At 65.1% G+C, this 26,312-nt stretch carries 24 protein-coding genes; 9 read left to right on the top strand and 15 right to left on the bottom strand.

What is annotated here, in order from left to right:
• Positions 1 to 10: 10 nt before the first annotated feature.
• Entirely contained in the window at positions 11 to 1,258 is a 1,248-nt protein-coding gene (locus tag IEX33_RS15170; protein ID WP_188731526.1) for an NYN domain-containing protein, read from the top strand.
• 106 nt (positions 1,259 to 1,364) lie between these two features.
• Positions 1,365 to 3,128, top strand: coding sequence for an arsenical pump-driving ATPase (gene arsA, locus IEX33_RS15165; protein WP_188731525.1), 1,764 nt, complete (start codon positions 1,365 to 1,367; stop codon positions 3,126 to 3,128).
• 61 nt (positions 3,129 to 3,189) lie between these two features.
• Here arsA and IEX33_RS15160 read toward each other — a convergent pair whose 3' ends face one another.
• From IEX33_RS15160 to IEX33_RS15150, 3 genes are all read right to left on the bottom strand, one after another.
• Positions 3,190 to 3,534, bottom strand: a complete 345-nt coding sequence (locus IEX33_RS15160; protein ID WP_174174911.1) for a hypothetical protein — start codon at positions 3,532 to 3,534, stop codon at positions 3,190 to 3,192.
• 97 nt (positions 3,535 to 3,631) lie between these two features.
• Positions 3,632 to 3,775: a hypothetical protein gene (locus tag IEX33_RS15155; RefSeq protein WP_188731771.1), complete on the bottom strand. Its 144-nt coding sequence runs from the start codon at positions 3,773 to 3,775 to the stop codon at positions 3,632 to 3,634.
• 494 nt (positions 3,776 to 4,269) lie between these two features.
• Positions 4,270 to 4,857, bottom strand: a complete 588-nt coding sequence (locus tag IEX33_RS15150; protein ID WP_188731523.1) for a TetR/AcrR family transcriptional regulator — start codon at positions 4,855 to 4,857, stop codon at positions 4,270 to 4,272.
• Positions 4,858 to 4,978: 121 nt separating this feature from the next.
• Here IEX33_RS15150 and IEX33_RS15145 point away from each other — a divergent pair, with 121 nt between their 5' ends.
• From IEX33_RS15145 to IEX33_RS15130, 4 genes are read left to right on the top strand one after another with little or no spacing between them, the layout of a single operon-like run.
• Positions 4,979 to 5,335: a cupin domain-containing protein gene (locus IEX33_RS15145; RefSeq protein WP_308421986.1), complete on the top strand. Its 357-nt coding sequence runs from the start codon at positions 4,979 to 4,981 to the stop codon at positions 5,333 to 5,335.
• Between the two features lie 57 nt (positions 5,336 to 5,392).
• Entirely contained in the window at positions 5,393 to 6,697 is a 1,305-nt protein-coding gene (locus IEX33_RS15140; RefSeq protein ID WP_229675405.1) for a flavin monoamine oxidase family protein, read from the top strand.
• A gap of 51 nt (positions 6,698 to 6,748) precedes the next feature.
• Positions 6,749 to 8,269, top strand: a complete 1,521-nt coding sequence (locus tag IEX33_RS15135; protein ID WP_188731519.1) for an APC family permease — start codon at positions 6,749 to 6,751, stop codon at positions 8,267 to 8,269.
• A 22-nt stretch (positions 8,270 to 8,291) separates the two neighbouring features.
• Positions 8,292 to 9,689: an aldehyde dehydrogenase family protein gene (locus IEX33_RS15130; RefSeq protein WP_188731517.1), complete on the top strand. Its 1,398-nt coding sequence runs from the start codon at positions 8,292 to 8,294 to the stop codon at positions 9,687 to 9,689.
• Between the two features lie 522 nt (positions 9,690 to 10,211).
• Here the strand turns inward: IEX33_RS15130 and IEX33_RS15125 are convergent.
• Entirely contained in the window at positions 10,212 to 11,567 is a 1,356-nt protein-coding gene (locus IEX33_RS15125) for an ammonium transporter (RefSeq protein WP_188731516.1), read from the bottom strand.
• 123 nt (positions 11,568 to 11,690) lie between these two features.
• On the bottom strand, positions 11,691 to 12,395 hold the full coding sequence (locus tag IEX33_RS15120; RefSeq protein ID WP_188731514.1) for a TetR/AcrR family transcriptional regulator: 705 nt from the start codon (positions 12,393 to 12,395) through the stop codon (positions 11,691 to 11,693).
• Positions 12,396 to 12,568: 173 nt separating this feature from the next.
• Between IEX33_RS15120 and glnT the strand changes: the two genes are divergently transcribed.
• The gene (gene glnT, locus IEX33_RS15115; protein ID WP_188731512.1) at positions 12,569 to 13,930 is read left to right on the top strand and encodes a type III glutamate--ammonia ligase; all 1,362 of its coding nucleotides are present in this window, start codon (positions 12,569 to 12,571) and stop codon (positions 13,928 to 13,930) included.
• 8 nt (positions 13,931 to 13,938) lie between these two features.
• Positions 13,939 to 14,934: an alpha/beta fold hydrolase gene (locus tag IEX33_RS15110; RefSeq protein WP_229675404.1), complete on the top strand. Its 996-nt coding sequence runs from the start codon at positions 13,939 to 13,941 to the stop codon at positions 14,932 to 14,934.
• Positions 14,935 to 14,948: 14 nt separating this feature from the next.
• On the opposite strand, the gene IEX33_RS15105 is transcribed toward IEX33_RS15110, so the two are convergent.
• The 9 genes from IEX33_RS15105 to IEX33_RS15065 form a co-directional block, all read right to left on the bottom strand.
• The gene (locus IEX33_RS15105; RefSeq protein WP_188731509.1) at positions 14,949 to 15,770 is read right to left on the bottom strand and encodes an alpha/beta fold hydrolase; all 822 of its coding nucleotides are present in this window, start codon (positions 15,768 to 15,770) and stop codon (positions 14,949 to 14,951) included.
• Positions 15,771 to 15,819: 49 nt separating this feature from the next.
• Positions 15,820 to 16,293, bottom strand: coding sequence for an SRPBCC family protein (locus IEX33_RS15100; protein WP_188731507.1), 474 nt, complete (start codon positions 16,291 to 16,293; stop codon positions 15,820 to 15,822).
• A gap of 178 nt (positions 16,294 to 16,471) precedes the next feature.
• Positions 16,472 to 17,512, bottom strand: coding sequence for a metallophosphoesterase (locus IEX33_RS15095; protein ID WP_188731505.1), 1,041 nt, complete (start codon positions 17,510 to 17,512; stop codon positions 16,472 to 16,474).
• Positions 17,513 to 17,542: 30 nt separating this feature from the next.
• Positions 17,543 to 18,403: a phosphatidylinositol-specific phospholipase C/glycerophosphodiester phosphodiesterase family protein gene (locus IEX33_RS15090; RefSeq protein ID WP_188731503.1), complete on the bottom strand. Its 861-nt coding sequence runs from the start codon at positions 18,401 to 18,403 to the stop codon at positions 17,543 to 17,545.
• Between the two features lie 168 nt (positions 18,404 to 18,571).
• Positions 18,572 to 19,723 (bottom strand): PQQ-dependent sugar dehydrogenase, encoded by a 1,152-nt coding sequence (locus IEX33_RS15085; protein WP_188731501.1) that lies wholly within the window; start codon positions 19,721 to 19,723, stop codon positions 18,572 to 18,574.
• A gap of 52 nt (positions 19,724 to 19,775) precedes the next feature.
• Positions 19,776 to 21,047 carry an MFS transporter gene (locus IEX33_RS15080; protein ID WP_229675403.1) on the bottom strand — a complete coding sequence of 424 codons (1,272 nt, stop codon included), beginning with the start codon at positions 21,045 to 21,047 and terminating at the stop codon, positions 19,776 to 19,778.
• 51 nt (positions 21,048 to 21,098) lie between these two features.
• Positions 21,099 to 21,644: a cyclophilin-like fold protein gene (locus tag IEX33_RS15075; protein WP_188731499.1), complete on the bottom strand. Its 546-nt coding sequence runs from the start codon at positions 21,642 to 21,644 to the stop codon at positions 21,099 to 21,101.
• Positions 21,645 to 21,808: 164 nt separating this feature from the next.
• Positions 21,809 to 22,705 carry a helix-turn-helix transcriptional regulator gene (locus IEX33_RS15070; RefSeq protein WP_188731497.1) on the bottom strand — a complete coding sequence of 299 codons (897 nt, stop codon included), beginning with the start codon at positions 22,703 to 22,705 and terminating at the stop codon, positions 21,809 to 21,811.
• 75 nt (positions 22,706 to 22,780) lie between these two features.
• Positions 22,781 to 23,860: an alpha/beta hydrolase gene (locus IEX33_RS15065; protein ID WP_229675402.1), complete on the bottom strand. Its 1,080-nt coding sequence runs from the start codon at positions 23,858 to 23,860 to the stop codon at positions 22,781 to 22,783.
• 265 nt (positions 23,861 to 24,125) lie between these two features.
• On the opposite strand from IEX33_RS15065, the gene IEX33_RS15060 reads away from it, so the two are divergent.
• Complete coding sequence (locus IEX33_RS15060; RefSeq protein WP_188731493.1) at positions 24,126 to 24,599, top strand: GNAT family N-acetyltransferase; 474 nt, start codon at positions 24,126 to 24,128, stop codon at positions 24,597 to 24,599.
• A 98-nt stretch (positions 24,600 to 24,697) separates the two neighbouring features.
• Here the strand turns inward: IEX33_RS15060 and IEX33_RS15055 are convergent, their stop codons facing one another.
• Positions 24,698 to 26,137: an HNH endonuclease signature motif containing protein gene (locus IEX33_RS15055; protein WP_188731491.1), complete on the bottom strand. Its 1,440-nt coding sequence runs from the start codon at positions 26,135 to 26,137 to the stop codon at positions 24,698 to 24,700.
• Between the last annotated feature and the right edge of the window lie 175 nt (positions 26,138 to 26,312).

The raw sequence follows: 26,312 nt of genomic DNA, 5'->3' as shown, positions 1-26,312 counted from the left end.
CACTAAGCCAATGAACGAGGCACTCTCCCCCTCCCGCCGTCCCGGCATCCGGGCTGCGATGTTTGTTGATTTCGACAATGTGTTCACAGGCCTGCAGGCCCTGGATCCGCTGGCAGCCAAGCGGTTTGCCGAGGACCCCAAGCATTGGGCGGACGCCTTGTCAGCCGGAGGAGCCGGGGAGGGCACCCGCCGGTTCCTGATCCGCAACTGCTACCTGAACCCGATGGTGTACTCGAAGTACCGGACCTACTGGACCCGGGCCGGTTTCCGCGTGATCGACTGCCCGTCGCTGACCCAGCGGGGCAAGAGCAGCACGGACATCAACCTGGTGCTGGACGCGATGGACGCACTGTCCGGCAGCGGCGGGATCGAGGAGTTCTTCATCGCCTCGGCCGATGCCGACTTCACGTCCCTGATCCAGCGGTTCCGGGCCGCCGACCGGATGACCACCGTGATCGCTGCCGGCGCCGTGGCCTTCGCCTACCGGGAGATGGCGGACCATGTGGTGGAGTCGCACGACTTCGTGGCCATCCTCAACGGCACCACCGTTGAACCCATCCACGCCGTGGCGTCCCCGAAGCAGCCGCAGGCCCCAGCCGCTGCCAAGGCGAAAACCAGGGCCAGCTCCCCTGGCATCCGCGAGGTGCTGGACTTCGTCCGGTCCGCGCCGGGACCGGTGGTGGGCGCGATGGTGGCCCACCGGGCGCTCACGGCCGACCCCTCGCTCAAGACGGACTGGGGCGGCTTCGGGAAGTTCGGGACGTGGGTCTCGCAGATCGGCAAGGACGTGGAGTATTCGGCAGCGCAGGGCGGCTGGGTGTGGGACGCGAAGCGGTTCTCCAGCGAGGACCTTCCCGTGCCGGCGGACCTCCAGCCGGGCGTCGAGGAGCAGGTCACCCGGGTGACGGACGTCCCGGCGCTTTCCGCCGCGCAGTTCCGGCAGATCTTCACGGCCATGGCAGCCCGGCTCCGGGACCAGCCGGCGCTCAACCGCACCGAACTCTCCCGGCAGGTGCGGGACGATTGCGTCAGCGCCGGCCAGCCGGTTTCCCGCAACGCGGTCAGTTTTGTCCTGCAGGGCCTCGCCTACGCCAATTTCCAGCTCAGTGACAAGGCGACGGCGGCGGAACTGGCGGCAGCGTGGACGGCCAACGTGGAGGAACTCTGCCGGGTGGCGCTGCTGGAGTTCGACGCCGGCGAAAAGGCTGCGGTGCGGCGCTGGGCGAGCGGCGGGCTGCTGGAGAACGGACAGGCTTAAGCGGACGACGGCGGTTTCGGCTTCTGGTGGGCTGGGCACCGCGTATGTTCAGCACAGGGACGTTCGGCTCTGGGGCAGTCCCCAGCATGTTGAAAGACTGGCGTGCATGAAGTTCCTCCACAACCCGCCGCGCTTCCTGTTCTTCACCGGCAAAGGCGGGGTGGGCAAGACCTCCGTGGCGTGCGCGTCGGCGCTCTCGCTTGCCCGGGCCGGCCGGAAGGTGCTGCTGGTCAGCACCGACCCCGCGTCCAACATCGGGCAGGTCTTCGGCTTGACCGTTGGAAACACCGTCACCGCAATTCCGGAGGTGCCGGGCCTCTCTGCCCTGGAAATCGACCCGGAACAGGCAGCGGAGGCTTACCGGGAGCGGATCCTCGCCCCCGTCCGGGGAGTCCTGCCGGAGACCGAACTGGCCGGCGTGGCGGAGAGCCTCTCGGGTTCCTGCACCACGGAGGTGGCCTCCTTCGACGAGTTCACCAGCTTGCTCGGGGACGATGCGGCCTATGCGGAGTACGGTCACATTATTTTTGATACGGCCCGGACGGGCCACACCATCCGCCTGCTGCAGCTGCCCGGCTCGTGGACGGATTTCCTTGCCACGGGTGCGGGGGAACCGTCCTGCCTGGGTCCGCTGTCCGGGCTGGACAAGCACAAGGAGGTGTATGCCAGGGCGGTCCAGGCCCTCGCTGACCCCCAGCGCACCCGTCTTGTCCTGGTGACCCGGGCGCAGCCGTCGTCGCTGAAGGAGGTGGAGCGGACCTACCTTGAGCTCAACCAGATCGGCATCCGCGGCGGGTACCTCGTGGTGAACGGCGTCCTGCCCGGGTCCGCCGGCGAGGAGGAGCTGGCGAAAGCCCTGCGTGCCCGGGAGGCCGCGGCCATGGCGGCTATTCCCGGGGTGGTCGCGGGGCTCCCCCGCGATGTCCTCGAGCTCAAGCCCGGCAACATGGTGGGCATTACGGCGCTCGAATCCCTGGTAGATCATACGTCCGGCGCGGATGCTGAAGAGGGCCCGTCGTCGGCCATTGACATCGAGGACGCACCGCTCGCTGCGCTGGTGGACGGCATTGAGGCCGACGGACACGGGCTGGTGATGTGCATGGGCAAGGGCGGCGTGGGAAAGACGACGGTGGCTGCGGCCATAGCCGTTGCTTTGGCCAGGAGGGGGCACGCGGTCCACCTCACCACCACCGATCCGGCGGCGCACCTGTCCGAAACGCTGCACGGTTCTGTCGCGGGGCTGACCGTCTCCCGCATTGACCCGGCGGCGGCCATCCAGGAATACCGGGCCCACGTGATGGACACCAAGGGCCGGAACCTGGACGATGAGGGCCGGGCAGCCCTGGCGGAGGACCTGATGTCGCCCTGCACGGATGAGGTTGCCGTGTTCCGGCAATTTTCCCGGGTGGTCCAGGAGTCCCGGCGGCATTTCGTGGTGATGGACACCGCTCCCACCGGGCATACGCTGCTGCTGCTGGACGCCACGGGTTCGTACCACCGGGAGATTTCCCGGCAGGTGGGGAACTCCCTGGGGTTCGTGACGCCGCTTATGCGCCTGCAGGATCCGGTGGGAACGAAGGTCATCCTCGTGACGCTGGCCGAGACCACGCCAGTGCTGGAGGCGGAGGAACTCAAGGCCGACTTGGAACGGGCCGGAATCCATCCGTGGGCCTGGGTCATCAACAACTCCATCGCCGCCGCCCACCCGCGCTCGCCGTTCCTCCGGGCCCGCGCAGCCCATGAGGCGGACCAGATCACTAAGGTGCGGGCCATGGCGGACAGGCTTGCCCTCATTCCCCTGCTGCCGGAAGAACCCATCGGAGAGGCGAAACTGACGGCGCTGACGGCTTTCACCACCCAGCGCGTATAGCAAAAGGTGGGAGAGGACGACGGCGGGACCTCCCGCCGTCGCGCCTTGCCTCCTGCAACGCTTACGCAGCCAGCGGCATGTCGAACAGTTGCTCAGCGAGGCTGATGAGGTGGTGGGGCGCGTCCGTCTCTTCGCCCGGGTCCACGTAGCCCAGGAAGAGCGCCGTTCCGTGAATGGTGTCATCCGGCTCGACGCCGGCTTCGCGGATGAGGACTTCCGCCCGCAGGTTGGGAAAGGACCGGCTTCCGTCATTGTTCAGGTAGGCGCGCCAACCGCGGCCGGCGATGTACCCGATGTCTCCGGCAGCCACTCGCTGAAGTGCTGTGGCATCCAGGTCCAGGGGTTTGAGGTGCACCGGGTGGGCCAGGCGGGCCGGAACCACCAGGGCGTTGCAGGAGAAGTTCATGGCGTGTCCTTGGAACTGAGAACGGGGGTATGCACTGAGGTGGAGCGCGGGCAGCCGGGCGGGCTAGGAGTTCCGGTCCCGGCTGCCCGCGGGCTTGTTAGCGCTGGTTCTTGCGCGGCTTTGCGAAATTCAGTTCGCTGTTCTCGTTTTTGGCCCTTTTATCGGCACGCTTTTCGAGAATTGTCTTGCCGGCCTTTTTTACTGCGCCGCTTTTGGGGGATTTTCCGGACATCGGAATCACGCCTTTCTATGCTTTGCGATACCCAGTACCATACCTACTTATATTTTTTAAGCCAGTCGGCGAGAATCCCGCGATTCCGGGGGCAGCAGGCCCGTAGGCACACCTCAAGACCTTGACCCAAACAGTTACTGCACTTTCCACCCTTTCGAACCAAACCCCTTTTCCAGTAATTTCTTGTCATCGCAGCCCAAAGAAAACAAATAGGCATCAGCTTTCCGCTCTTCAGCGCTTCCGCATCTCTGAACGAGCCCCGCAAAAGAGGGTCCCGGCTCATTCCATGGCGGGGGTTGGAACCAGCCGTTATGCTAAGCGAACCTATCTGAGGGGATGGGTTTTGGGGGCACAAGGGATGTGACCTTCGGCGAAAAATGACGGCGTTTTCACGACGCTACCCGGCGCATGAGGTAGTTCTGCAAGAGGAATGGCTTACGCCCACGACGGTGGAGCGGTGGCCAGTAGCGCACATGGATAAGCAGCCCCGGCAGCGGAGCCCGCTAGTTAGCCGCGCTGACCGCGCCGGCACTGACGTGGCCGCCTAATGCCACCCAGAGGTAGCGGATTGACCTTTCCACGCCTCGCCGGTCGACGCCTGCCAAGAGCTGCAGCACCAGTCCATCCAGTGCCGCGAAGGCAGCCTGGGCCGCACCCTCTTCCTGACCGAATCCGATTCGACGTAAACCCTCCGCGAACGCGGCAACGTAGCTTGCATACAACTGTTGCACGGCCTCGCCGAGTTCGGGTCTGCGCCGCGATTCCAGGATCATCTCGTACTGGAAGATTTGCAGGTCGGGATTTTCGGCGATCAGCGCGAGGATGCTTTCGCAAAACTCTTCTTCCGTCGCGGGGAGTTTTTCCAGTTGCGAGAGCCCGATGGATTGCTGGACCGACCAATCGAGGGCTGCCTTGATCAGCGCGTCCCGGGTGCCGAAGTGGTGGGCCACCAGGGTGTTGTTGACCCCCGCTCGCTCCGCCACGGCGCGGAAGGTCAGGCCTCTCAGGCCCTTGCGCGCCACGACGTGCACTGTCGCGACCAGCAGCGCCTCTCGGCCTGTGCCGTACCCCTTGTGCTTCTCCCCGTTCATGGCTTGATTCTAGCTTTCCCAGAGCGTCTATTGACGTAAATACTCAGCAGATGCTTAGATGTGATCCAGCACACAACTAAGCAGGTGCTCAGCAGAAGTTATTCTTTCTCTCGAGGAGACCATGATGTCCACTTCCCCCACCACCACCGGCTTCACCGTCCACGACTCCTTTGATCCGCAGAAGTACGAGCCGTTCATCCTGGGCCAGGTCCAGTGGGTCCGCAGCCCGGGCGACGGGGACCGGCCTGCGCTCTCTGCCGGTTTCTGGCACGTCACTACTGAAGAGGCTCCGGAGCCTTTCGATCTTCTGATCGAGGCCGACGAGACTCTCCACATCATTGAGGGCCACCTCCACATTGAAGTTGAAGGCGGAGAAAGCTTCGACCTTCGTCCCGGCTCCGCGGCTTCCTTCAATAAGGGCACCCAGACCCGATGGACCGTCATTGAAGACACCACCGAGTTCTTCGTCTACTCCTGATCAACAGCCGCCAGCTGATCAATTCCCAGAATCTTTTTGAAAGCAAAAGAGCCGAACGTGATTAACACCAAACCAACCGCGGAGCAGGCAGACGTCATCATCATCGGTGCTGGCTTCGCTGGTCTCACCGCCGCCCGCGAGCTCCGCCAGGCCGGGCACTCCGTCGTTGTCCTCGAAGCACGGGACAGGATCGGAGGGCGCACCTGGCTGGACGAACAACTGGGCCGTCCCTTGGAGATGGGCGGGACATGGGTGCACTGGACCCAGCCCTATGTCTGGTCCGAGATGAAGCGTTACGGGCTGGGTACCGTACAAAGCCCGGTCCCTGAGTCGGCCTACTGGTGGGCCGGCGGTGAGCGCCACGAGGGCACCCCGGAGCAGTTGCTGGGCGATATTGACGAACCGAACCGGATACTCATGAAAGAGTCCCGAACCTACTTCCCGCAGCCGTTCAGCCCGTTCATCAGCCCGGACATCAAAAGTATTGATAATGTCTCGCTGCCCGAGAAATTCACCGAACTCGGACTCTCGCCCTACTCCCGCGACATCCTGGAATCGTTCTGGGCACTGAACTTCAACGGCCCCGTTGACCACGCAGCCTTCACCCAGGCCCTGCGGTGGGTGGCGCTGACCAACGGCGACTGGATGGTCAACTTCGAAGCCTGCGCGACGTTCAAGATCCAGGGCGGCACCGGCAAACTGATCAACAGCATCGCCGAGGGCACTGACGTACGGCTCGGAACGACGGTCGCCGCGGTCGAGTACGCCGGCGAAAAAGCGTCCGTTATCACCAGCACCGGCGACACCTTCGAGGCAGGACAGGTGATCTGCACCGTGCCCCTGGGCGCTCTGGGATCCATCGGTTTCCAGCCCGCACTGCCGGCACCGGAGCAGCAGGCCATCACCGAGGGCCAGGTCTCCAAAGGCATTAAGGCCTGGATCACCGTCAAGGGCGAGGTCAAGCCCTTCGTTGCCCTCGGGGCCGCGGACTGGCCCCTGAACTACGCTCAGGCGGAATACGACCAGGATGGCAACACCATCCTGGTGGCCTTCGGCCCCGACACCGCCCGCCTCGATGCGACCGACCTCCAGCAGGTCCAGGCCGCCGTCGACCTCCTTGTGCCGGACCTTGAGGTCCTGGACGTCGCCAGCCACGACTGGACCAGCGATCCCCTCTCGGGACAGACCTGGCCCATGCACCGCACGGGATTCCTCACCGAATCCCTGCCCAGTTTCCAGCAGCCACACGGGCCCCTGCTGTTCGCAGGTTCCGATTACGCCAACGGATGGGGTGGCTTCATCGACGGAGCCATTGAAAGCGGAATGGAAGCAGCACACGCTATCACCCAGCGCCGCGCCTAAGCCTGCACGGCTACACCCCCAAAGAATCCTCAAAGAAGGTTGACATCCACAATGTCAAAGACAGAAACATCCACGGGTTCAACCGCGGCAACGACGCCGGGCACTGACCTGAAAAAGGGCTCCATCGGGGTCCTCGGCATCCTGTTCTTCGTCCTCTCCGCCCAGGCACCACTGACCGGAATCGCGGGGGCATCCGGCCTCACGGTGTTCCTCGGCAACGCGGCCGGGGCTCCCGGGGCCTACCTCACGGTCGGCGTCGTCATCATCATCTTCGCCGTCGGATTCATCGCCATGAGCCGCAGGCTCCGCGCCAACGGCGCCTTCTACGCTTACGTCGGGGCAGGTTTGGGCCGGCATACAGGTGCCGGCGCCGCCTGGCTGGCGCTGCTGGCCTACGGCACCGTCCAGGCCTGCATGTACGGGCTCTACGGCGCCAGTCTCAGCGCCCTCATCGCGACCTACACCGGAGTGACCATACCGTGGTGGCTGCTGGTGCTGGTCACCATGGGCGCCGTCCAGCTCCTGGGTTCAAGGAACGTTGAACTCGGAGCCAAGTTCCTGGCCTTCCTCGTGGGCGCCGAGGTTGCCATCCTGCTCGCCTTCGGCATCAGCGTGCTGGCCTCAGGAGGAGGACCCGAAGGAATCAGCCTTTCCGCCAGCTTCTCACCGGCCGCGATCGCCGCCGGGGCACCGGGGGTGGCCATCATGTTCGCCGTCGCGTCCATGTTCGGCTTCGAATCGACCGCGATCTACTCCGACGAGGCGAAAGATCCACGGCGCACCGTTGCCCGGGCCACCTACCTCTCGGTCAGTGTCATTGCGATCTTCTTCGCCTTCATCACCTGGATGCTCGTCTCCTACTACGGCCCGACAGCCGTACAGGGAGCCGCCGGCGCAGCGGTCGAATCCGGTGACGCCACCTCTTTCTTCTTCACAGCAGCAGTTGACAAACTCGGTGCCTGGGCCGGCCCGGTCGGCGGTGCCTTCCTCATCACCTCGGTCCTGGCGGGCATTATCGCCTTCCACAACGCCATCAACCGCTACCTCCACTCCCTGGCCCAACGCGGCTCCGTCCCAGCCCGCCTGGCCCGGACCAACTCCCACGGCGCACCCTACGCCGCCGCGTACGTTCAGACCGCGATGGCCGTGGTGATGACAATGCCGTTCGCGATCCTGGGGCTGGACCCGGTCCTGACCCTTTTCGCCTGGTTCGCCGGCGTCGCAGTGGTTGCGTTGCTGGTCCTCTATGTCCTGGCATCGGTGGCCGTCGTCGTCTTCTTCCGCCGCCACGGCGGGCAGGGGATCTGGCAGACACTGATCGCCCCGATCCTGGCCGTAATCCTGATGACCGCGGTGCTCTGGTCGGTGGTCAGCAACTTCACCACCCTCATTGGCGGTGACGCCGTCACAGCCAACTGGCTGCTCGTGATGGTCCCGGTCGCCTTCATTGCCGGCATGGTCCTGGAGCGCCGCAACCGAAGCGAACACACCATCGAGTTCACCGACACCGCCGTCACGGCCGAACCCGCTGGGACTACAGCACGATTCGTCCCGCCAGCTCCAAGCAACTGAATACCCAGATAAGAGGGATCTCATGAACACCACACCTGTCCTGACCCAGGACGCCGTCTCCACCCGGACCATCTTCAACCCCGCCACAGGCGAACCCGTCGGCGAAGCACCCGTCCACACCGTCACGGACCTTCAACACGCCGTCGACAATGCCCTGGCCGCCCAGCCGGCATGGGCAGCGCTTGGGCACGAGGCCAGGTCCGCAGCACTCCTGAAAGCAGCCGACGCCATCGAGGCCCACGCAGAGGAACTCGCCCAATTGCTTTCCCGCGAGCAGGGCAAACCGTTGAACGGCCCGAACGCCCGCTTCGAAGTGGGCGCCTGCGCGGCCTGGCTGCGCGCCGCGGCCGGCACACCGCTGAAGACCGAAACCCTCGTCGATGACGGCGAGACCCGCGCCGAACTGCACTACCGGCCCATCGGTGTTGTCGGCGCCATCGGTCCTTGGAACTGGCCCATGATGATCACCGTGTGGCAGGTCGCCCCCGCCCTGCGGATGGGCAACGCTGTGGTGGTTAAACCGTCCGAATACACCCCGCTGAGCGTGATTTCCCTCGTCGAAACCATCAATGAGGCACTCCCTGGGGGTCTCCTGGCCGTGGTTTCCGGCGGCCGGGACGTTGGGGAAGCCCTCGCCTCCCACCCCGGCATCGGAAAAGTCATGTTCACCGGCTCCACCGCCACCGGCAAAGCGATCATCAAATCCTCCGCGGACACCGTCAAGCGCCTCACCCTGGAACTGGGCGGCAATGACGCCGGCATCGTCTTACCTGACGCTGACCCCAAAGCCATCGCCGAAGGCCTGTTCTGGGGGGCGTTCATCAACACCGGCCAGACGTGCGCCGCGCTCAAGCGCCTGTACGTCCATGAGGACATCTACGACGCCGTGTGTGAAGAACTGACGACCGTGGCCAAGGCCATGCCCATGGGCAATGGCCTGGACGAGAACAACGTCCTCGGACCGCTGCAGAATAAAGCACAGTACGACATCGTCGCGAACCTCGTAGAAACGGCGAAGGAGTCCGGTGCCCGCGTGCTCGTCGGCGGGAACCCCATTACGGACCAGCCCGGCTACTTCTACCCCACCACCCTGGTGGCGGACATCGACAACGACAACCCACTCGTCACCGAAGAACAGTTCGGCCCTGCTTTGCCGATCATCCGCTACAGCACCATCGACGAGGTCGTGGAAAAGGCCAACGCCCTCGACGTCGGCCTCGGCGCCTCCGTCTGGTCCTCAGACCTTGCCGCAGCCCGCAAGGTCGCAGCGCGCATTCAAGCGGGTACCGTCTGGATTAACAAGCATGGTGCTGTCGATCCGCGGATTCCCTTCGGTGGCGCCAAGCAATCCGGCTATGGCCTGGAATTCGGTGCTGAAGGACTCAAAGCCCTCGGCGTCCCCCAAGTAATCAACGGCTGATTTTTCCCTTCTGGATAGCCCGCGTCTGGCCACCACCGGTCAGGGGCGGGTTATCCATTCACATCTGCCTCTGCAAAGGATGAACATGTCCCATCACCGAACCCATCAGGAAGTCACCGACTGGTCATCCCTGCAGCCGGGCGACGCAGTCGCTATCTCCGACGATCTCCACTGCCCGGATCCGGCACATGTTGAAATAACAGCTCCCGAGCTCGGTGTTCTATGGATCCACCGGCCAAAGATCGGGGAACGGCGGCTGCTCCACACCGAAACCCACCGAATCTGGCGCCTAGACCCGAACAGCCCGAGCTGAACAATAGACTTCGGCCGCGAGACACTGCTCGTCGGATCCTCCGACACCGGCTTCGTTCGAGAGCCAACCTCTCATCCCTCATGTGCCTCGAAAAACCAAAGCATTTCACGACACTGCTCCGGACCTGATGAGGGGTTACCGGCCGGCTGAGAAAGCCGGGCACCCCGTTGATCTGACAGAGGGCTGATGCGCCGGTCCCCCAACAACTTTTAGCGGCTGGTTGGTTCCGGCTTCTCGCTAACCGCTGCTTGGCCCACCAGATGGTGCAGCTGTTCGGCGTGGCCGCGCGGGGCATGCGCCTTGTCTTCACCATTTTCATAGGCGTTCTCGGCGTGGAGACTGATGTCGAGCCCCTTCGCCTCCACCGGCCCCGCAACCCGGATGCCCATGGTCAGGTCAAGGACCTTTGCAATCACCCACGTGACCGTGAAGGTGTAGGCGAAGACTGCCAGGATGGCCAGAGCCTGGCGGCCGAGGAGCTCGAAGCCACCTCCGTAGAGCAGCCCTGTTGCGCCGCTGGGCGCCTCCGGAGTGGAGAGGATGCCGATCAGGAGGCCGCCCACCACACCGCCAATGAAGTGCAGCGCTGTGACGTCGAGGGCATCGTCGAAGCCGAGCTTGTACTTGAGTGCGACGGCGAAGTAGCAGACCGCGCCGGCGGCTCCGCCGATGGCCAGGGCAGCGAGCGGGGTGACGGCACCGCACGACGGCGTGATGGCCACGAGGGCGGCGATGGCGCCTGAGGAGGCACCAAGGGTGGTGGGGTGGCCGTCCCGAATCTTCTCTACAAGGAGCCAGACGACGACGCCCGCGCAGGTGGCGGCGACGGTGTTGAAGACTGCGACGGCGGCATTGTTGTCCGCAGCGCCCAGCCCGCTGCCGTCGAATCCGATCCATCCCGTGAAGAGGAGCCCGACGCCCAGGAGGGTCAGCGGCAGGCTGTGGGCCTTGGGCTGCACGGGCCACGTGCGGCGCTTGCCGAGCACAAGAGCCAGGGCCAGCGCGGCCACACCTGAGTTGACGTGGATGGCTGTGCTGCCGGCGTAGTCAATGGCGCCCAGCGTGTTGGCGATCCAGCCGCCCCGGACCGAGCCGTCCGCCGAGTCGAACGCGAACACCCAGTGCGCAACCGGGAAATAGACCAGGCTCGCCCAGATCCCGGCGAAGGCCAGCCAGGCGCCGAACTTCATCCGGTCTGCCGCGGCACCTGCCACGATGCCGGCTGTCAGCCCCGCGAACATCAGGTGCAGTGCCGCCAGCGCGAGAGGCGGCAGGGCGGCGTCGCCAGGGGCGGTCAGAAGCTGGCCCAGCCCGGCGAACTCCAGCGGGTTGCCCAGCAGGCCCAGCCCGCCGAGGGTATTGCCGAAGACGGCGGAGTAGCCGAAGGCGATCCAGAGAACGCCCACGACGCAGAAGGAGCCGAACACCATGAGCATCATGTTCATGGCAGTTTTGCGGCTGACCATTCCGCCGTAGAAGAGCGCCAGGCCGGGCAACATCAATGCGACTGCAATGACGGCGGTGAGCACCCACGCCGTATTGCCCGCGATAGTGGCAGTGTCCATACGAATCTCCAAGGGCTAGGTGAGGGCACGCCGCCCGAGGAGCGGGGAGCCAGCGTTTCGATACGCTATCTAAATTCTTGGAGACGACGTTTTCGATGCCATATCGAATTCGTTTCGGGTGAGTTAACTTTCGGCGGCCGCGTTCCACCCGGCAGTAATGTCCGCAGCCTCCGCCCGGACAACGGCCAAATTGCCAGGGGCCGCCAGCAGCCGGGCGAGGGTGGTGTCTGCGCTGAGCTGGGAGACCTGTTCTGCCGAATACGGCCGCAATCCAGGCAACGGCTGGCGATAATGCCGCTGGAGGCCCTCGTTCAGACCCAGCGCAGCCGTGGCGGCATCTTCGGACTCAACAGCCTGGAACTCGCCAGTCTCGACACCCTGCCGGACAATTGATGCCGTCAGCCTGTGCAGCGCGGCGTAGTCGTCAAAGAAGGCGCCGAAATTCTGGGGCTGGGACCGCGCCACTCGCTCAAACTCGTAAAAGTCCAGGGGCGCCGAGCATAACTGCATGGCATCGGCGTGCAGGACGGCGTACAGCCTGGGCGAAGCCGGACCGGACTGGACCTCCAGCGCCGCGGCCAGGGCCAGGGAGCTACGGTTTTCCTCGAGCAGGGCCTGGAGGATGTGCTCCTTGCGGGCAAACCAGTAGTAGAGCGAGGACTGCCGCAGCCCGGCACTGCGGGCGATTTCACTCATGGTGGTTTCCGCGTACCCCTTTGCGACGAACAGCGCGGTGGCCTCGCGGATAATGTCCTGCCGCGGGGAACCCGTGGGGGCACCGCTCAGCCGCGGCCGGCCCGCAGCCGATGGTGCAGCATCCTTTGTCATCTCATACCCCTGCTTCCGCTTTTCCTGAACCTACCCCAGAGCCTATCCGCGAATGATTTACGGGCCTGAAACAATTTCGACACCCTATCGAAATTGCCGCCGGACAGACTTTCAATAACTTATCGAAAAAGGCGTCGTCCCGATGCCGGAACGAGCCCGAACAAGGAGACACCATGAGTGTTGAAACAGCACAGGCCGCGGTTGAGACAGTGCAGCAGAAGCTCCGCGAAGCTGGGGTCAAATACGCAATGTCGAGCTTCGTCGACCTGCACGGCAACATCAAGACGAAATTCGTTCCGCTGTCCCACCTGCCGCAGATGGCCGCCGGCTCCGAACTGTTCACCGGCGCCGCGCTGGATGGCCTCCCCCAGGACATCAGCGACGAGGAGCTCTCCGCCCGCCCCGACCTGGACAGCGCCGTGCAGCTGCCCTGGCGCAAGGAGGTGGCCTACTTCGCCAGCGACCTCTACACCGCCGGCAAACCCTTCGAGGCGGCCTCGCGGAATATCCTGAAGCGGCAGCTTGAAGCCGCCAAGGAGCTGGGGTTCACCTTCAACCTGGGCATCGAGACGGAATTCTTCGTCCTCAAGGACACCCCTGACGGCCCTGCGGAGGTCAGCGACCGGGACAACCTCAGCAAGCCCTGCTACACCGCACCGGCAGCCCTGGACAACTTCGACTGGCTCACGGAAATGGTCGAGGCCATGAACGACATGGGCTGGGGCGTCTACTCCTTCGACCATGAAGACGCCCAGGGCCAGTTCGAGATCGACTTCAAGTACTCGGACGCCCTCACCATGGCGGACCGCGCAGTGTTCTTCCGGCTCATGGCCAACGAGATGGTCCGCAAGCACGGCTACTTCGCCACGTTCATGCCGAAGCCCTTCGCCGACCGGAGCGGCTCGGGCGCCCACTTCAACATGTCCCTCGCCGACGCCGAAACCGGCGTCAACCTTTTCGAGGCTGACGACGACCCCCGCGGCTGCGGCATCTCGGAACTTGGCTACAAGTTCATCGCAGGCGTCCTGAAGCACGCACCCGCCATCTGCGCCGTCATCGCCCCCACCGTCAACAGCTACAAGCGACTGGTCCGTAAGGGCAGCATGTCAGGCTCCACGTGGGCGCCCGTGTTCGTCAGCTATGGCAACAACAACCGCACCAACATGATCCGTGTGCCGCTGGCGGGCGGCCGGGTGGAGTGCCGCGCAGCGGACATCAGCTGCAACCCCTACCTGGGGGCGGCCATCATCCTGGCGGCAGGGCTGGAAGGCATCCGCGAGAACCTCGATCCCGGAGCGCCGCACACCGAGAACATGTACAACTACACGGAAGCCGAGATCCTGAAAAACGGCCTGGGCCTGCTCCCACGCAGCCTGGGCGAGGCCGTCGAGGAGTTCGCCGCGGACAGCCTGTCCCGCGATGTGTTCGGCGAGGCGATGTACAACGCCTACATCGATTACAAGGGGCAGGAATGGGACGAATACCAGGCCCACGTCTCCGAATGGGAGACCAAGCGGTACCTGAAGTTCTTCTAGGCAGTCCCGTGCACCAGGAATTCGCACTCGGCAGGTTCGGGCTGGTTTCCGGCCTGGACCTGCCGGACGCCACGCTCGCCTACCGGACCTACGGCAAACTCAACGAGGCAGGGGACAACTGCGTGCTCCTGCCGTCCTACTACACCGGCGCGCACGCAAGCTACGAACCCTGGATCGGCCCGGGCAGGATGTTGGACCCGGAGCGCTGGTTCGTTGTCGCCGTGAACATGTTCGGCAACGGACTCTCCACTTCCCCTTCCAACGCCTCCCCCGGGATCAGGGGTGCGGATTTTCCGGATGTCGACATCGCGGACAACGTCATCGCACAACATCGCCTGCTCACTGCTCTTGGGGTCCGCCACATCCGCATGGTCGCGGGCTGGTCCATGGGTGCCCTGCAGGCGTACGAATGGGCTGTCCGGTACCCAGGGATGGTTTACAGCATCCTTCCTATTGCCGGGGCAGCCCGGTGCTCACCGCACAACTTCGTGTTCCTGGAGGGTGTGAAAGCGGCGCTGGCCGCTGACCAGGCGTACGACGGCGGCCGGTACAGTTCCCCGCCTGTCCGCGGCCTGCGGGCGTTTGGGACGGTGTATGCCGGCTGGGCGTACTCCCAGGAGTTCTTCCGGGACGGAATTTACCGGGAACTCGGCTACCGCGACATTGACCATGTGCTGGACGACTGGGCAGACGACCACGAACACATGGATGCCAACAACTTGCTGACGGTACTGGGCACGTGGCAGCGGGCCGACGTCGGGTCGCCGGCACGCGGCGGGTTCGAGACGGCACTGGGGAGGATCCGGGCGCGCTGCATCGTTATGCCGGGCACCTCCGACCTCTACTTTCCTGCGGCGGACAGCAGGGTCGAAGCCGATTTGATCCCCGGCGCCGACTTCCGCCCGCTCCAATCCAACCTTGGGCACGTCGCCGGACGGCCCGGAATCCGCGGGGCGGAATCGGAACAGATCGCGGACGCGATGCGCGCTTTACTCGGCGGCTGACCAAGGAGCCAGAACTAGCTCCCATCGGCGAAGAAGTCCGAAAGCTGGGAAATCAGCCCACCAGGGGCCCGATCCAGGGCGCCATGATCTGCTCCAGCAACAGCTGTGCACCGGCCGTGAAGCAACTGGGCGGAGAGGGCCTTGGCTATCACCGAATAAAATTCGTCGCTGCCGGAACCGTAGAGCACAAGGACGGGAACGGAAATTCCGGCGTAGCGCTCTGCGGGAGGCCGGTTGCCGTCAAGGAATGCCAGTTCATTGACGGCACTGTGCACTGTGCCTTTCCACGCGCGGCCCTTGCGTGTGGCAATCGCCAAGGCCTGGACCACCGCCTGGAAGGCCGGGTCCGGAAGCGGGCTCTTGCTGAGTTTGGCGGAGATGCCCTTGCCCAGGATCGACACCGCCCGGTGCACGTCACCTCGCTGCACCGCCGATTCAAACTCGGGCAGAAAGTGGGTTGGCACTGCGCCGCCAATATTGGGAACGGCGTCGTAGACAGCGATCCGCCGGACAGGCAGCTGGAGGCCGGCTTCGAGGGCAACCGCCCCTCCAAAGCTGTGGCCGAAAACCATGTTGCTGTCCGTGGCATCCAGGACGCGCGCAAGGTCGGCGACCTCGGTATGCATGGAGTAGCCGTGCGGCTGGGGGCTGGAGCCGGGCCGTCCCCGCCGGTCGTAGACGTGGACGGGCAGGTTCTTGCTGAGCCGCCTCGCGGTTCTGAAGTAGGTTGGCGCAACGGTATTTGTCCCGCACACCAGCACCACACCCGGCCCGTCCCCAAAGCTGAAAACGCGAAGGTGGCCGCCGTCGGCTGTTTCCACTGTGTGCTGTCGCATGGCTGGCTGCGACGGCGGGAGGTGCCCGCCGTCGTCCGCTTTCTGTTTGTTAGAGCTGCCCGGCGGGGCCGCTGTCCTTGACTTCACCTCGCCAGGCGCCGGTTTCGGTGCCGCGCGATTCGATGAATTCCTTGAACTTCCGCAGGTCGGCCTTAACCTGCATCTCGTCGATCTGCAATGCGGCGCCGGCTTTTTCAGTGGCGGTTTCCGGCGCCCATTCGAAGTGGACTTTGACCTTCGTATGGTTGGCATCCAGCGGCGTGAACCTGATGATGCCGGCATGGGACTTGCCGTCGGTGCTGCGCCAGGCGATCCGGTCGTCAGGCTCCTGGTCAACTATTTCGGTATCAAACTCCCGCTGTACGCCACTAACCTTGGTGACCCAGTGGTTGGTGGCGTCAGTCAGCTGGGTCACGGATTCCACCCCGGACATAAACTGTGGAAAGGATTCGAACTGGGTCCACTGGTTGTATGCGGTCCGCACCGGTACTGCTACTTCAACGGTCGCTTCCACGTGTTCCATCTGCTGCCTCCTCATGACGGACGGCCGCAACAGCGGACCGGCAGAACTTGCCCTCCTGCCAGCCAGGCAGCCGCCACTCCTGCACGATAAGTCCGGCGGCCACCGGTGTCCAGACCCTCGCAATTCCCCGGCGGACGACGGCGGGAGGCGCCCGCCGTCGTCTGCTGACGTTTGGTGCCTACGAGCTGAAGGGGACCTTCTCCCAGCCCAGGACGTCCGCGTCGGCGGCGCTGTTGCCGGCGACCGTGAACCGGACGTAGTTCGTGGCGTTGGCGGAGCCGTCCACGGTGATGCGCTGCAGGTTGTCCGCAGCGGGCTGCCCGTAGATTTCCAGCCAGGGTGAGCCGGCGGCGAGCGGCTGGTTCTCGGCGAAGACGTGGCTGTCGCCGTTGATCAGGTACACCGGCGCATCGAAGCTGTTGGTTTCCTCGATGATGGCCGCCACGATCTCGCGGAACCCGGACATGATCTCCGGGTTGGCGGTGGCCGCGGCGAGCAGCGAGGGGTCGAACATGTCGGCCTGCGTCATGAGCACCACGGCGCGGTCGTTGCGGCGCCCGGCGTCGGCGAACGTTTCGCGTATCTGCTCCAGCGCGGCGTCCGTCCGGGCTTCCACCTCAGCAAGCTGTTCCGGCGTGGCCGTGGTTTCGCCGAGGCCCGTCCATGGCTGCAGGGAGTTATTGCTGCCCTGGATGTTCAGCACGGAGAAGGCCACCCGGTTCTGGGTGAAGCGGACGTTTTCGGGCAGCCCAAGGTCCTCCTGGGTCTTGACTGGCATGGTGGCGCCAAGGGTCTTGCCGGGTTCGTTGAAGAAGACCTCCCGGAGCTTGTCCAGCCGTTCCAGCGGGTTGTAGGCGCCGTTGTTGGTGCGGTGGCAGTCCACCCATTCGTTGTCGCCCGGGGTGAAGACCAGCGGGTGCTCGAACGTGTCGAACTGGGTGCGGATGTTGGCGAAGTACTCGTCCGAGCAGACCGAGGAGCCGTTCTTGATGTCGCCAACGTGGGTGACGAACTTCAGGTTCTCGTCAGCGTTGATGTCCTGGATGCGGGCGGGGAACTTGGCGATTTCAGCGTCGCCGTAGGGGATGTCGCCGATGACGCCGAAGGTGAACGCCTCGCCGTTGGAGGAGTTGCTGACCGCGTGGGCGGGCTGGGCCGCAAGGAGGCCGAGCGCCAGGACGGCTGCCGCCGTCGTCGTTTTCAATGTCTTTGAAGGCATGGGTGTGTTCCTGATTCTGTTGGAAAGGGCCTAGGCGGCGCGGGCGGTGAGGAACTGCTGCAGCGCGGCGAGGTGGTCGGTGTTGATGTGGTCCACGCCGGCCTCGGCGAGTTCGGTCCAGACGGCGTCGCGTGCGGCGCCGGGCTGGTCCGGGGTGGCCCAGAAGCGGACGCGGTAGCCGTTGGCGTGGGCCTCGGCCACGTAGGCCGTCAGCTTGGTGCGCTCGGCTTCCGGCATGGGGCCGACGCCCTGCCAGGTGAAGAGTTTGGTCCAGTTGTCGCTGACCAGCGGCATGAGGGCAGCGGCTTTGCCGGTGGTGAGGTCGGCTGAGCGGCCGTCGTAGAAGCTGAACCGCTTCTCCTGTGCCTGCATGGTAGCGAGCGGACGGTTGCCGCTGATCACGGCGGTGACGGGGCCGGTCTTGGCGGTGCCGTTGGTGTAGCGGCTCATGATGTCGCGGTGCTCGGCCAGTTCCTGCTCGATGGCGGCGTAGGTGGCTTCGCCTTCGCTCTTGATATCGATCAGCAGCTGCAGGCTGCCGTCCCAGTGCGGGTAAACGCCGTGGCCGGGCTGGCTGCGGACCAGGTCCTGGAGCGGATCAAGGTAGAGGCTTTCGAGCGTGGCACCGGGCTGGACGTCCTCCAGGTCATGGGCCACCAGCAGCTCGCCGTCCACCAGCCACACGTCCGCTTCGACGCTGGTGAAGCCGTGCTCGAGCGCGTCGAACAGGGGACGTTCATGCTCGTAGTCGTTGTGCGCATGGGCCTGGGCGAGGGGCTGGCCGACGACGACGGGAGCCGGCTTGGCTGCCTCGGCTTGGGCCGGAGCTGCCGCTGTTCCCGCCAGGGAGGCGAGGACAACGACAGCGGCGAGGGTGCTTTTCACGAACACGGAGTACTCCTACGTACAGCTGGAATGTCCGCCCGGCTGTTTGGGTGCCGGGCAAAGGGGGCGTGAAAAGACTGCTGGTTGCGGGAGAACGCTTCGGGGCGGGCGGGTTGCTGCGGGGTGAACTGCGAAGAACATCGACAGGGGTTGCGGGGCCCATGGACACCTAAGTTACTGCCGGGTCAGGTCCACGCTGAGGATGCGGTCGTCGTCGGGACCGGGCGTTCCCCGGCCGTCGGTGTTGTTGGTGATGAACCAGAGTTTGCCGTCCGGAGCCTCAGTGACATCGCGGATGCGGCCGAATTCGCCGTCGTAGTACGTGGCCGAGGTGGAGGGATTGGCCACGGGAACCGCCCGAAGCACCTGTCCGCGCAGGTTGGCGATGAACAGGGTCCCGTCAATGTGCGCCATGCCGCTGGGGCTGGCCTCGGTGGGTTCCCACTGCTGAACGGGGTCGGTGAATTCCCCTGTGGTGGCTATTCCTTCAACGGTCGGCCAGCCGTAGTTCGCTCCCGCAGTGATGATGTTCAGCTCGTCCCACGTGTTCTGCCCGAACTCGGTGGCGAACATGGTGCCATCCTCCGCCCAGGCAAGGCCCTGGGGGTTGCGGTGTCCGTAACTGTAGACGAGCGAATCCGGGAAGGGATTGTCGGCCGGGACGCCGCCGTCGGGGGTCATTCTCAGGATCTTCCCATTCAGGGATTCGAGGTCCTGTGAACTGTCGCGCCGGCCCGCATCGCCAATCGCCACGTAGAGCATGCCATCGGGCCCAAAGGCGATCCGGCCGCCGTCGTGATAGCTCGCGGAGGCAATCCCGTCGACGAGCGTTTCGGGCTGTCCCAGCGCCAAGGATCCCGGTTCTCCGGTGACGCCGAAGCGCTGCAGCCTGTTTCCGTCCATCCCGGTGGAGTACACGTACAGGCGGCCTTGGCCGTCCACAGCCAGGCCCAGCAGCCCGCCTTCCCCCACAGCCGCCACACCGGGAATGTCGCCAACGGCGCGCGTGGTGCCGTCGGGGCTGAGCTCAAGGATCCGCCCGCTGTCCCGCTCACTGACCAGCGGGGTCCCGTTGCGGAACACCACGGACCAGGGAGCTTCCAGCCCGGTGGCCACGGCCTGGGGCATGCCCGTTGGGGTGGCATTTCCCGCCGTCGCCGATGTCCCTGCTGGGGAGGGGGACGGGGACGGAACCGCCGACGTCACCGGGGGAGAAACCGGCGTTGGGGATGCTGCCGGCGGTGTGGTGGTGCAGGACGAGAGCAGCAGGCTGGCTCCAATGGTGACTGCCAACAGGGTGGGGCGGCGGATGGGAATGGCGTTCATTGGTCTCTCCTCGTTCGTTGCAGTGTGCTGTTTGTGGGCGCTGCGTTGCTGGCTACCGGGGAAATGCCGTGCGGCGCCCGGCAACGGATATGGCGAGCGCGACGGCGGCAAGTCCCACCAGGGCGGCCGGCAGGACCATCCCGTCGAAGGTGCTGATCACCACCGCACCGGCCACACCCGCGGCGAAGATCGCCAGGTTGAACGCGACGCCGAGCATCGAGTTGGCGACGTCGGCATTTTCCCCGCTTGCAGCGCTGATGGCCGTCTGCAGCTGTGCCGCCGCGCCGCCGAAGGCGATCCCCCACAGGATAATGGCTGCAAGGACTGCCACCACGGACGTGTGGCCAACGATGAAGATCGCACCGGCCACCATGAAGCTCCCGAGGCTGAGCAGGACCAGGCGTCGAAGGCCCTTGTCGATCACGGCGCCGGTGATGGCGATCCCCACTATGGCGGCCGCACCGAACGTTACGAGCGCGATTTCCACCGAGAGATCGAGGCTTGCCCCGCGGAGGTAGGAGCCAATGTAGGTGTACATGATGTTGTGTCCAAGCATCCAGCTGACGATGACGCCGAGGACAACCGCCACGCCCGGGATGGCGAAGACCCGTGCGAGGGGTACCCGTGTTCCGGCCCGTTGCCCGGGCGCGTCCGGGACCAGGAAGAACGCCAGCAGCAAGGTGGCAACCGTGAGAAGCGAAAGTACGCCGAAGGACCAGCGCCAGTCGAGAGCTGTGCCCAGCCAGGAGCCGAAGGGCGTTCCCACTGCCAGGCCCACGGGGGTTCCAACCGACGCAACGGACAAGGCGCGGCCGGCATGGTGCGGCGCCGTGATACGCCGGGCGTAGCCGGCAGTCATCCCCCACAGCAGGCCGGAGAATGCACCGGCCAGGAGCCGCGCCCCCAGGGAGAGGACGATGTCCGTGGAGAATGCCGTGACGAGGTTCGCGGCCAGGAAGCCGAGGATCCCGACGAGGAAAACAGGCTTCCGGCGCAGGCCCCGCGTCAACGCGATGGCGGGCATGGCCGCAAGGACTGTTCCAAGGGCGTAGGCGCTGACAAACTGTCCCGCGGTCCCCTCGGTGACGTCCAGTCCCGAGGCAATCTGCGGCAGCAGTCCGGCGGGCATGGTCTCGGTGGAAATCAGGAGGAATCCCATCAAGGCCATGACCAGCAGGGCCGCCCAAGGAAAGCGCCCGGCCGGCACGGAAGGATCGCTTGCCGGGGCGGAACTCTTGGTTTCTTCAATAGTGCTGATGTTCTCGTGGTGCAGGGCATCGATGGGCGCTTCGCGGGCGCCATCCTCAAGGGTTGCTCGAGTCAAAACGGTTCCGTTCTTTTGTGGAGAATGTTTGGAGGAGCCGTGTCATCCCGCTCAGTTAGCGGGAGCCAGCCTGGCGGTAAAACCGCTTGTTTGGTCTCGGATGGCCGCGAGGTCATCGAACGATCCGATCCGCACAATTCCGCGGGAGTACCCGACGCTCTCGTAATAAAGGACGAGGGCCTGATCGGGCGCGTAGTAGCCGATGGTCAGTGGTTCTGCGCTGTCGCCGGCGGGCACGCCGTCGAGCGAAAGCGCCTCCGGCAGGTCGGCGATCTTTTCCTGGCCGCCGTAGTCCCTGAAGGAGAGCGTCAAGGGAAGCTGCTGGATCAGGGAGCGTGCAGTTGCGTTGCTGGAAAGGGTACCTGTCACGGTCCCGCCATCAATGTCGATGGTGATCGGTGTGCCGTCTGCCGCTGTCGCGGCGGACGGGACAGGTGAAGGCTGCGACGAGGACCCGTCGGCCGCCGTCGAAGATGTTTCCGGCGGTGAGGACGGCGGCTCAGTGATGGGGGCCGGTCCGTTTGGCGAAGTGTTGCACCCGGCCAGGGGCAACGCGAGCGCGATGATCGCAGCCAGGGCCAATGTCTTCAGGTGCATGGGAGCTGATCCGTTCCAGTCAGAAAAGTTCGGTCCATTCCAGCAAAGCAGTTGGAGAAGAAGTGTAGGAGCCCCTGTTGTGAGGGGTACTGGCAGGGACCCCTCGGTGCCCCCGGCGGTGATGCCCGGCGTCGGCCGTTTTTCGTAGCTGGTGGCCGGCACCGTCAGCCGTCCGTCCGGGTCTTAGCGGGTGCAGCCTGGAAGGCATTCCCATACTCGCTGGCCGCCCACGAGGCGAGCAGCTGCATGCGCTCAGCCGACGGCGATCCGGGCTCTGCTGTGTAGATGGTGAGCGTCAGTCCCGGCTCGGCGGCCATCTCCAACCCCTCGAAAGCGAGAGTCATTTCGCCCACGATGGGGTGGTTGAACGTCTTGAATCCAGTGCCGTGGTGGCGGACGTTGTGCGCACCCCAGCGTCGGCGGAACTCCTCGCTGCGGGTTCCCAGCTCACCAATAAGGTCATGGAGGTCTTTGTTGCGCGGATCCCGGCCAGCCTCAGTCCGCAGGATGGAAACGGTCACCTCCGCGAAGGCGTCCCAGTCCGGGTAGAACTGGTAGGCACGTTCGTCCAGGAACGTGAACCGGGCGATGTTCGGTGACTGGCCGGGCATCTCGTAGCAGTCCTTGTAGAACGCGCGTGCCAACGGATTGACCGCGAGCAGATCCATCCGGCCGTTGCGGACGAACGCGGGACCGGCCGTGATCGCATCAAGCGCCCATTGCAGGCTCTGGTGCGGCACATAGGACTTCGACGTTCGGCGCCGCGGCCGCCGGGCAGCCGGGCTGGACGCGTTGGCGAGGTTGAGCAGGTGCGCCCGCTCGGCGTCGTCCAGGCACAAAGCCCTGGCGATGCTCTCGAGCACCTGGCCAGAGGCGCCGCTGATCGCGCCGCGCTCCAGGCGGGTGTAGTACTCAACGCTCAAACCGGCAAGGATTGCTACTTCGCTTCGCCGTAGACCCTTGACACGCCGGTTCGCCCCCGCAGGCAAGCCAACCTGCTCCGGGGAAACCTGGGCCCGCCGCGAAACGAGGAATTCGCGTACTTCAGCTCGGTTGTCCATGCCATTCACGCTAGGCCAAGTCTTGCGGCGGAGGGAGTCCCTTTCAGGACCCCCTCCCCGATGCCCCCTTCCTTCCTAGAGCTGTGAACGGAAGAAGTCCGTGAGCTTGTCAAAGGGGATGAGGCCGGTGCGGTCGTAGAGGTCCACGTGGCCGGCACCGGGAACCCAGAAGAGTTCCTTGGGCCCGGTGGCCAGCCGGTAGGCCTCTTCGCTGAACTCCCGTGAGTGTGCCTGGTCACCGGTGATGAACAGCAGCGGCCGCGGGGCGATCAGGTCCAGATCGTTGAACGGGTGGAAGTTCATGAACTTGGTGTTGGTGGCCAGGGCCGGGTGCGTGGTGGTGTTGGGGTGGTAGCCGCGCGCAGTCCGGTAGAAGTCGTAGAACTCCCGGTCCACCGCAGTGGAGTCTGCCGTGAGCTCTTCCGGTGTGCCGCCGGTGTACTCAATCGCTCCGCCGGCGTACTCGACGTCACGCTGGGCAGCGGCCGTGGCGATGAACGCCTTGCGCTGTTCCAGGGATACCGATTTGTTCAGCCCGTCGCGGTTGGCGGCGCCCATGTCGTACATGCTCACCGTGGCGATCGCCTTGATCCGGGGATCGATCTTTGCCGCGCTGATCACGAAGCTGCCGCTGCCGCAGATCCCGATGGCCCCCACGCGTTCCTTGGCAACGAAAGCCTGCGCCCGCAGGTAGTCGACGGCGGCGCTGAAGTCCTCGGCGTAGATGTCCGGTGAAACGGAGTTGCCGGGTTTGCCTGCGCTCTCACCCCAGAACGAGAGGTCGAAGGAGAGCGTGACGTAGCCCTGTTCCGCCATCTTGGTGGCGTAGAGGTTGGCGCTCTGTTCCTTCACCGCGCCCATGGGGTGGCCCACCACCAGCGCCGGGTGGGTGGTCCCCCGGTCCAGGTTGTTGGGGACGAAGAGGTTGCCGACGACCTTCATTTCGTACTTGTTCTTGAACGAGATCTTCTTCACCGTGACCTGGTCGCTGGTGTAGAAGTTGTCGGCACCGTTGGAAGTGTCGCCCGGTTCCAGGTCCTTCCGGGAGGCGGGGGCGGCGAAAGTCGGCCCGGCTCCTGCCAGCCCTGCCGCGCTGGAGAGCCCGATTGCAGCCGCGCCTGCACCTGTCAGTTTGATGATGTTGCGGCGTGACACGCCGGCCTGGATTCCTTGAGAAGTGGTGTTATTTGCGTTGCAGTCCGTGCTCATCGTCTTCATCCTCGTGATTCGTCGGTTACGTATGCGGTTGGACGTCGTCGTCCTTTCGAGCAGACCACGGCCGGGATGGACGGCGGGAGTCCCTGCTGAGGCTGGTTCTGCCAGAGCCCCCATGGGACACGACGCGAAAGGGTCCCTGCGGCGAACCGGCCTCGGTTAGTGGCGTATGGAGTCCGCGGCGTCAGCCGGTAAATTTGGCTCGGTGATTTCCATTGACCGGGACGACCCCTCACGCGGCGACGTCCATCAGCTCCTCAGCGAACACCTGGCGGACATGTTCGCCACCTCGCCGGCCGAAAGCGTCCACGCCCTGGACCACTCCGCGCTGTCCGCGCCGTCGATCACGTTTTGGACGGCCCGTGAGGACGGCGGGCTGCTGGGGTGCGGCGCACTCAAGCTCCTTGATTCCCCTCCCTGCTCGCCGGTGCACGGCGAGATCAAGTCGATGCGCACTGCGGCAAGCGCACGGGGACGCGGCGTGGCCACGCTGATGCTCCGCCATATCCTCGACGACGCCCGCGCCCGGAACCTCGAGCGCGTCTACCTTGAGACCGGTACTGAGGACTACTTCGCTCCGGCCCGGCGCCTCTATGCCCGCAACGGCTTCACGGAGTGCCCGCCGTTTGCCGGTTACACCCTTGATCCCAACAGCGTTTTCATGGAGCTCCGCCTGTAGGACGCGCTCCAGTAGGCACGGCGGAGACCGACAAGACAGCGCGGAATGTCAGGCGGCACAGCGGTCAGGCAGCAATTCAGCGATCAGACCGCAACCCGTCAGGCAGCGAGCCGCGTCAGCAACAGCTGCTCGAGGGGGCTAACAACAGGCAGGCAGTCGGGTGGGATGAGCGGAGGTTCCCGGTCCGGGTGCTCGGCCGGATAGTACCGGCCGGCCGGTGAAATCCAGCCTGGTGGCTCATCCTTCGTAGCCGCCGTTGGTGTCCATTCCCGCCAATGTTTGAGCCGGTGATGTTTTGGGCATGCCTGTCCGAGGTTGCTGATCCCGGTAACTCCGCCGTGTTGCCAGGCGGTGAGATGGTCCGCCTCATTGTCCAGGCTGTGGTTGCTGCAGCCCGGGAAGGTACATCGGCCATCCCGCATCCTGAGCCAGCGCTTCAGCGCTTCCGGGAGCCGGTAACTGGTGCGCCCGATTTCCAGTGGAGCCCCGTCGCGTGGATCCACCAGGACCCGGTAGAAGGATTTGGCACCGTTGGCAACGAGCCTGCGTGCCATCGACGGCGGGACCGGCCCCAGCCCGTCGATCTCGGCGGGTTCGTCGGTAACGCCGAGGAAGGAGAGGACCGGAACCGTAACCAGGACATCAGCCTTGGGGGAAGGCACGTCTCCAACGTCCTGGTTCGCGCTGCCCAGCAGCAGCCCTGCCGCGATGTCGGCGCGCAACTGGCTGAGATTGCGGGGTTCCCGCGGGCCCTGCAGGCCGCGGGCCAGTGCCGTCGACTTGTTCCAGACGGCTAAGGCCGTGTCGCCGGGAAGATAGAGCGACAACCAGGCCATGCCGTCCCGGTCCGGACTGAACTCCACTCGGCGGTCCGCCACGCTCTTCGCATGGCGTTCCTCGAGGGACTCAGGGTGGTGGCGTTCACGCCAGGCCCGGAGCTTCCGCCGGAACCGGGCGGGCACCAGCTCTCCGGGCGCGGCGCCGCGGCCCGCGTCCGGGCCGAAGAAGTGGGCCTCCAGGGCGGAGACTGCTGCGGGAGTGAGTCCGGCTGTCTCATCCACCACGGTGCGTGCGTGCTGCCAGCCGATGGCGCCGGTTTGCAGCGCATCGAGTGCCGCCGGCAGCGAGGTGGTCAGCGCGTGGGATTCTCCCACCAGGGCGGATGCGGCGCGTTCGCCGATGGTGAGCGCGCAGGCGACTTGTGCCACCTTGCTCACCTCCCGCGCCGTTGACTCATAAGCGCTGGCTGCCGGGCCTTCCATCGCGTCCGTGGCCTCCGCGTAGGCGGCCACCAGCCGGACCTTTAGAGCCGCCGTCACGGCCTCAAGCCGAGCCACCAGTCCCAAACCGTCCAGGCACGCCGCGGAAGATTCCTGCAGCGGATCAGCATCAGAGCCGGGAAGGCGGCTGGGCCCATCCGGGGCGGCCGGAGGGAAGGCAACAACAGCGGCAAGCTCGTCAACCAGCCCGGCCATCGAGCCGACGGCAGCCGCCAATTCGGCCCTGCCCCCTGCCTCAACCACCACACCGGTTTCCATAACCACAGCATGGCAGGAGGGTGTGACATTGTGGCCCACACCGGCGGGAACGCGTCCCCAAGGAAGCAAAAGGACGACGGCGGCACCTCCCGCCGTCGTCCGCTGGCGTCAAGAGGTGCACCTGCCAGCCTGCCTGAAGCCCAACGTCACAAAACGCGACCGCCTCCGGATCCGG

Source organism: Pseudarthrobacter scleromae, assembly GCF_014644515.1.
Lineage (GTDB): Bacteria > Actinomycetota > Actinomycetes > Actinomycetales > Micrococcaceae > Arthrobacter > Arthrobacter scleromae.
This window is presented reverse-complemented; position numbering and strand designations above follow the sequence as displayed.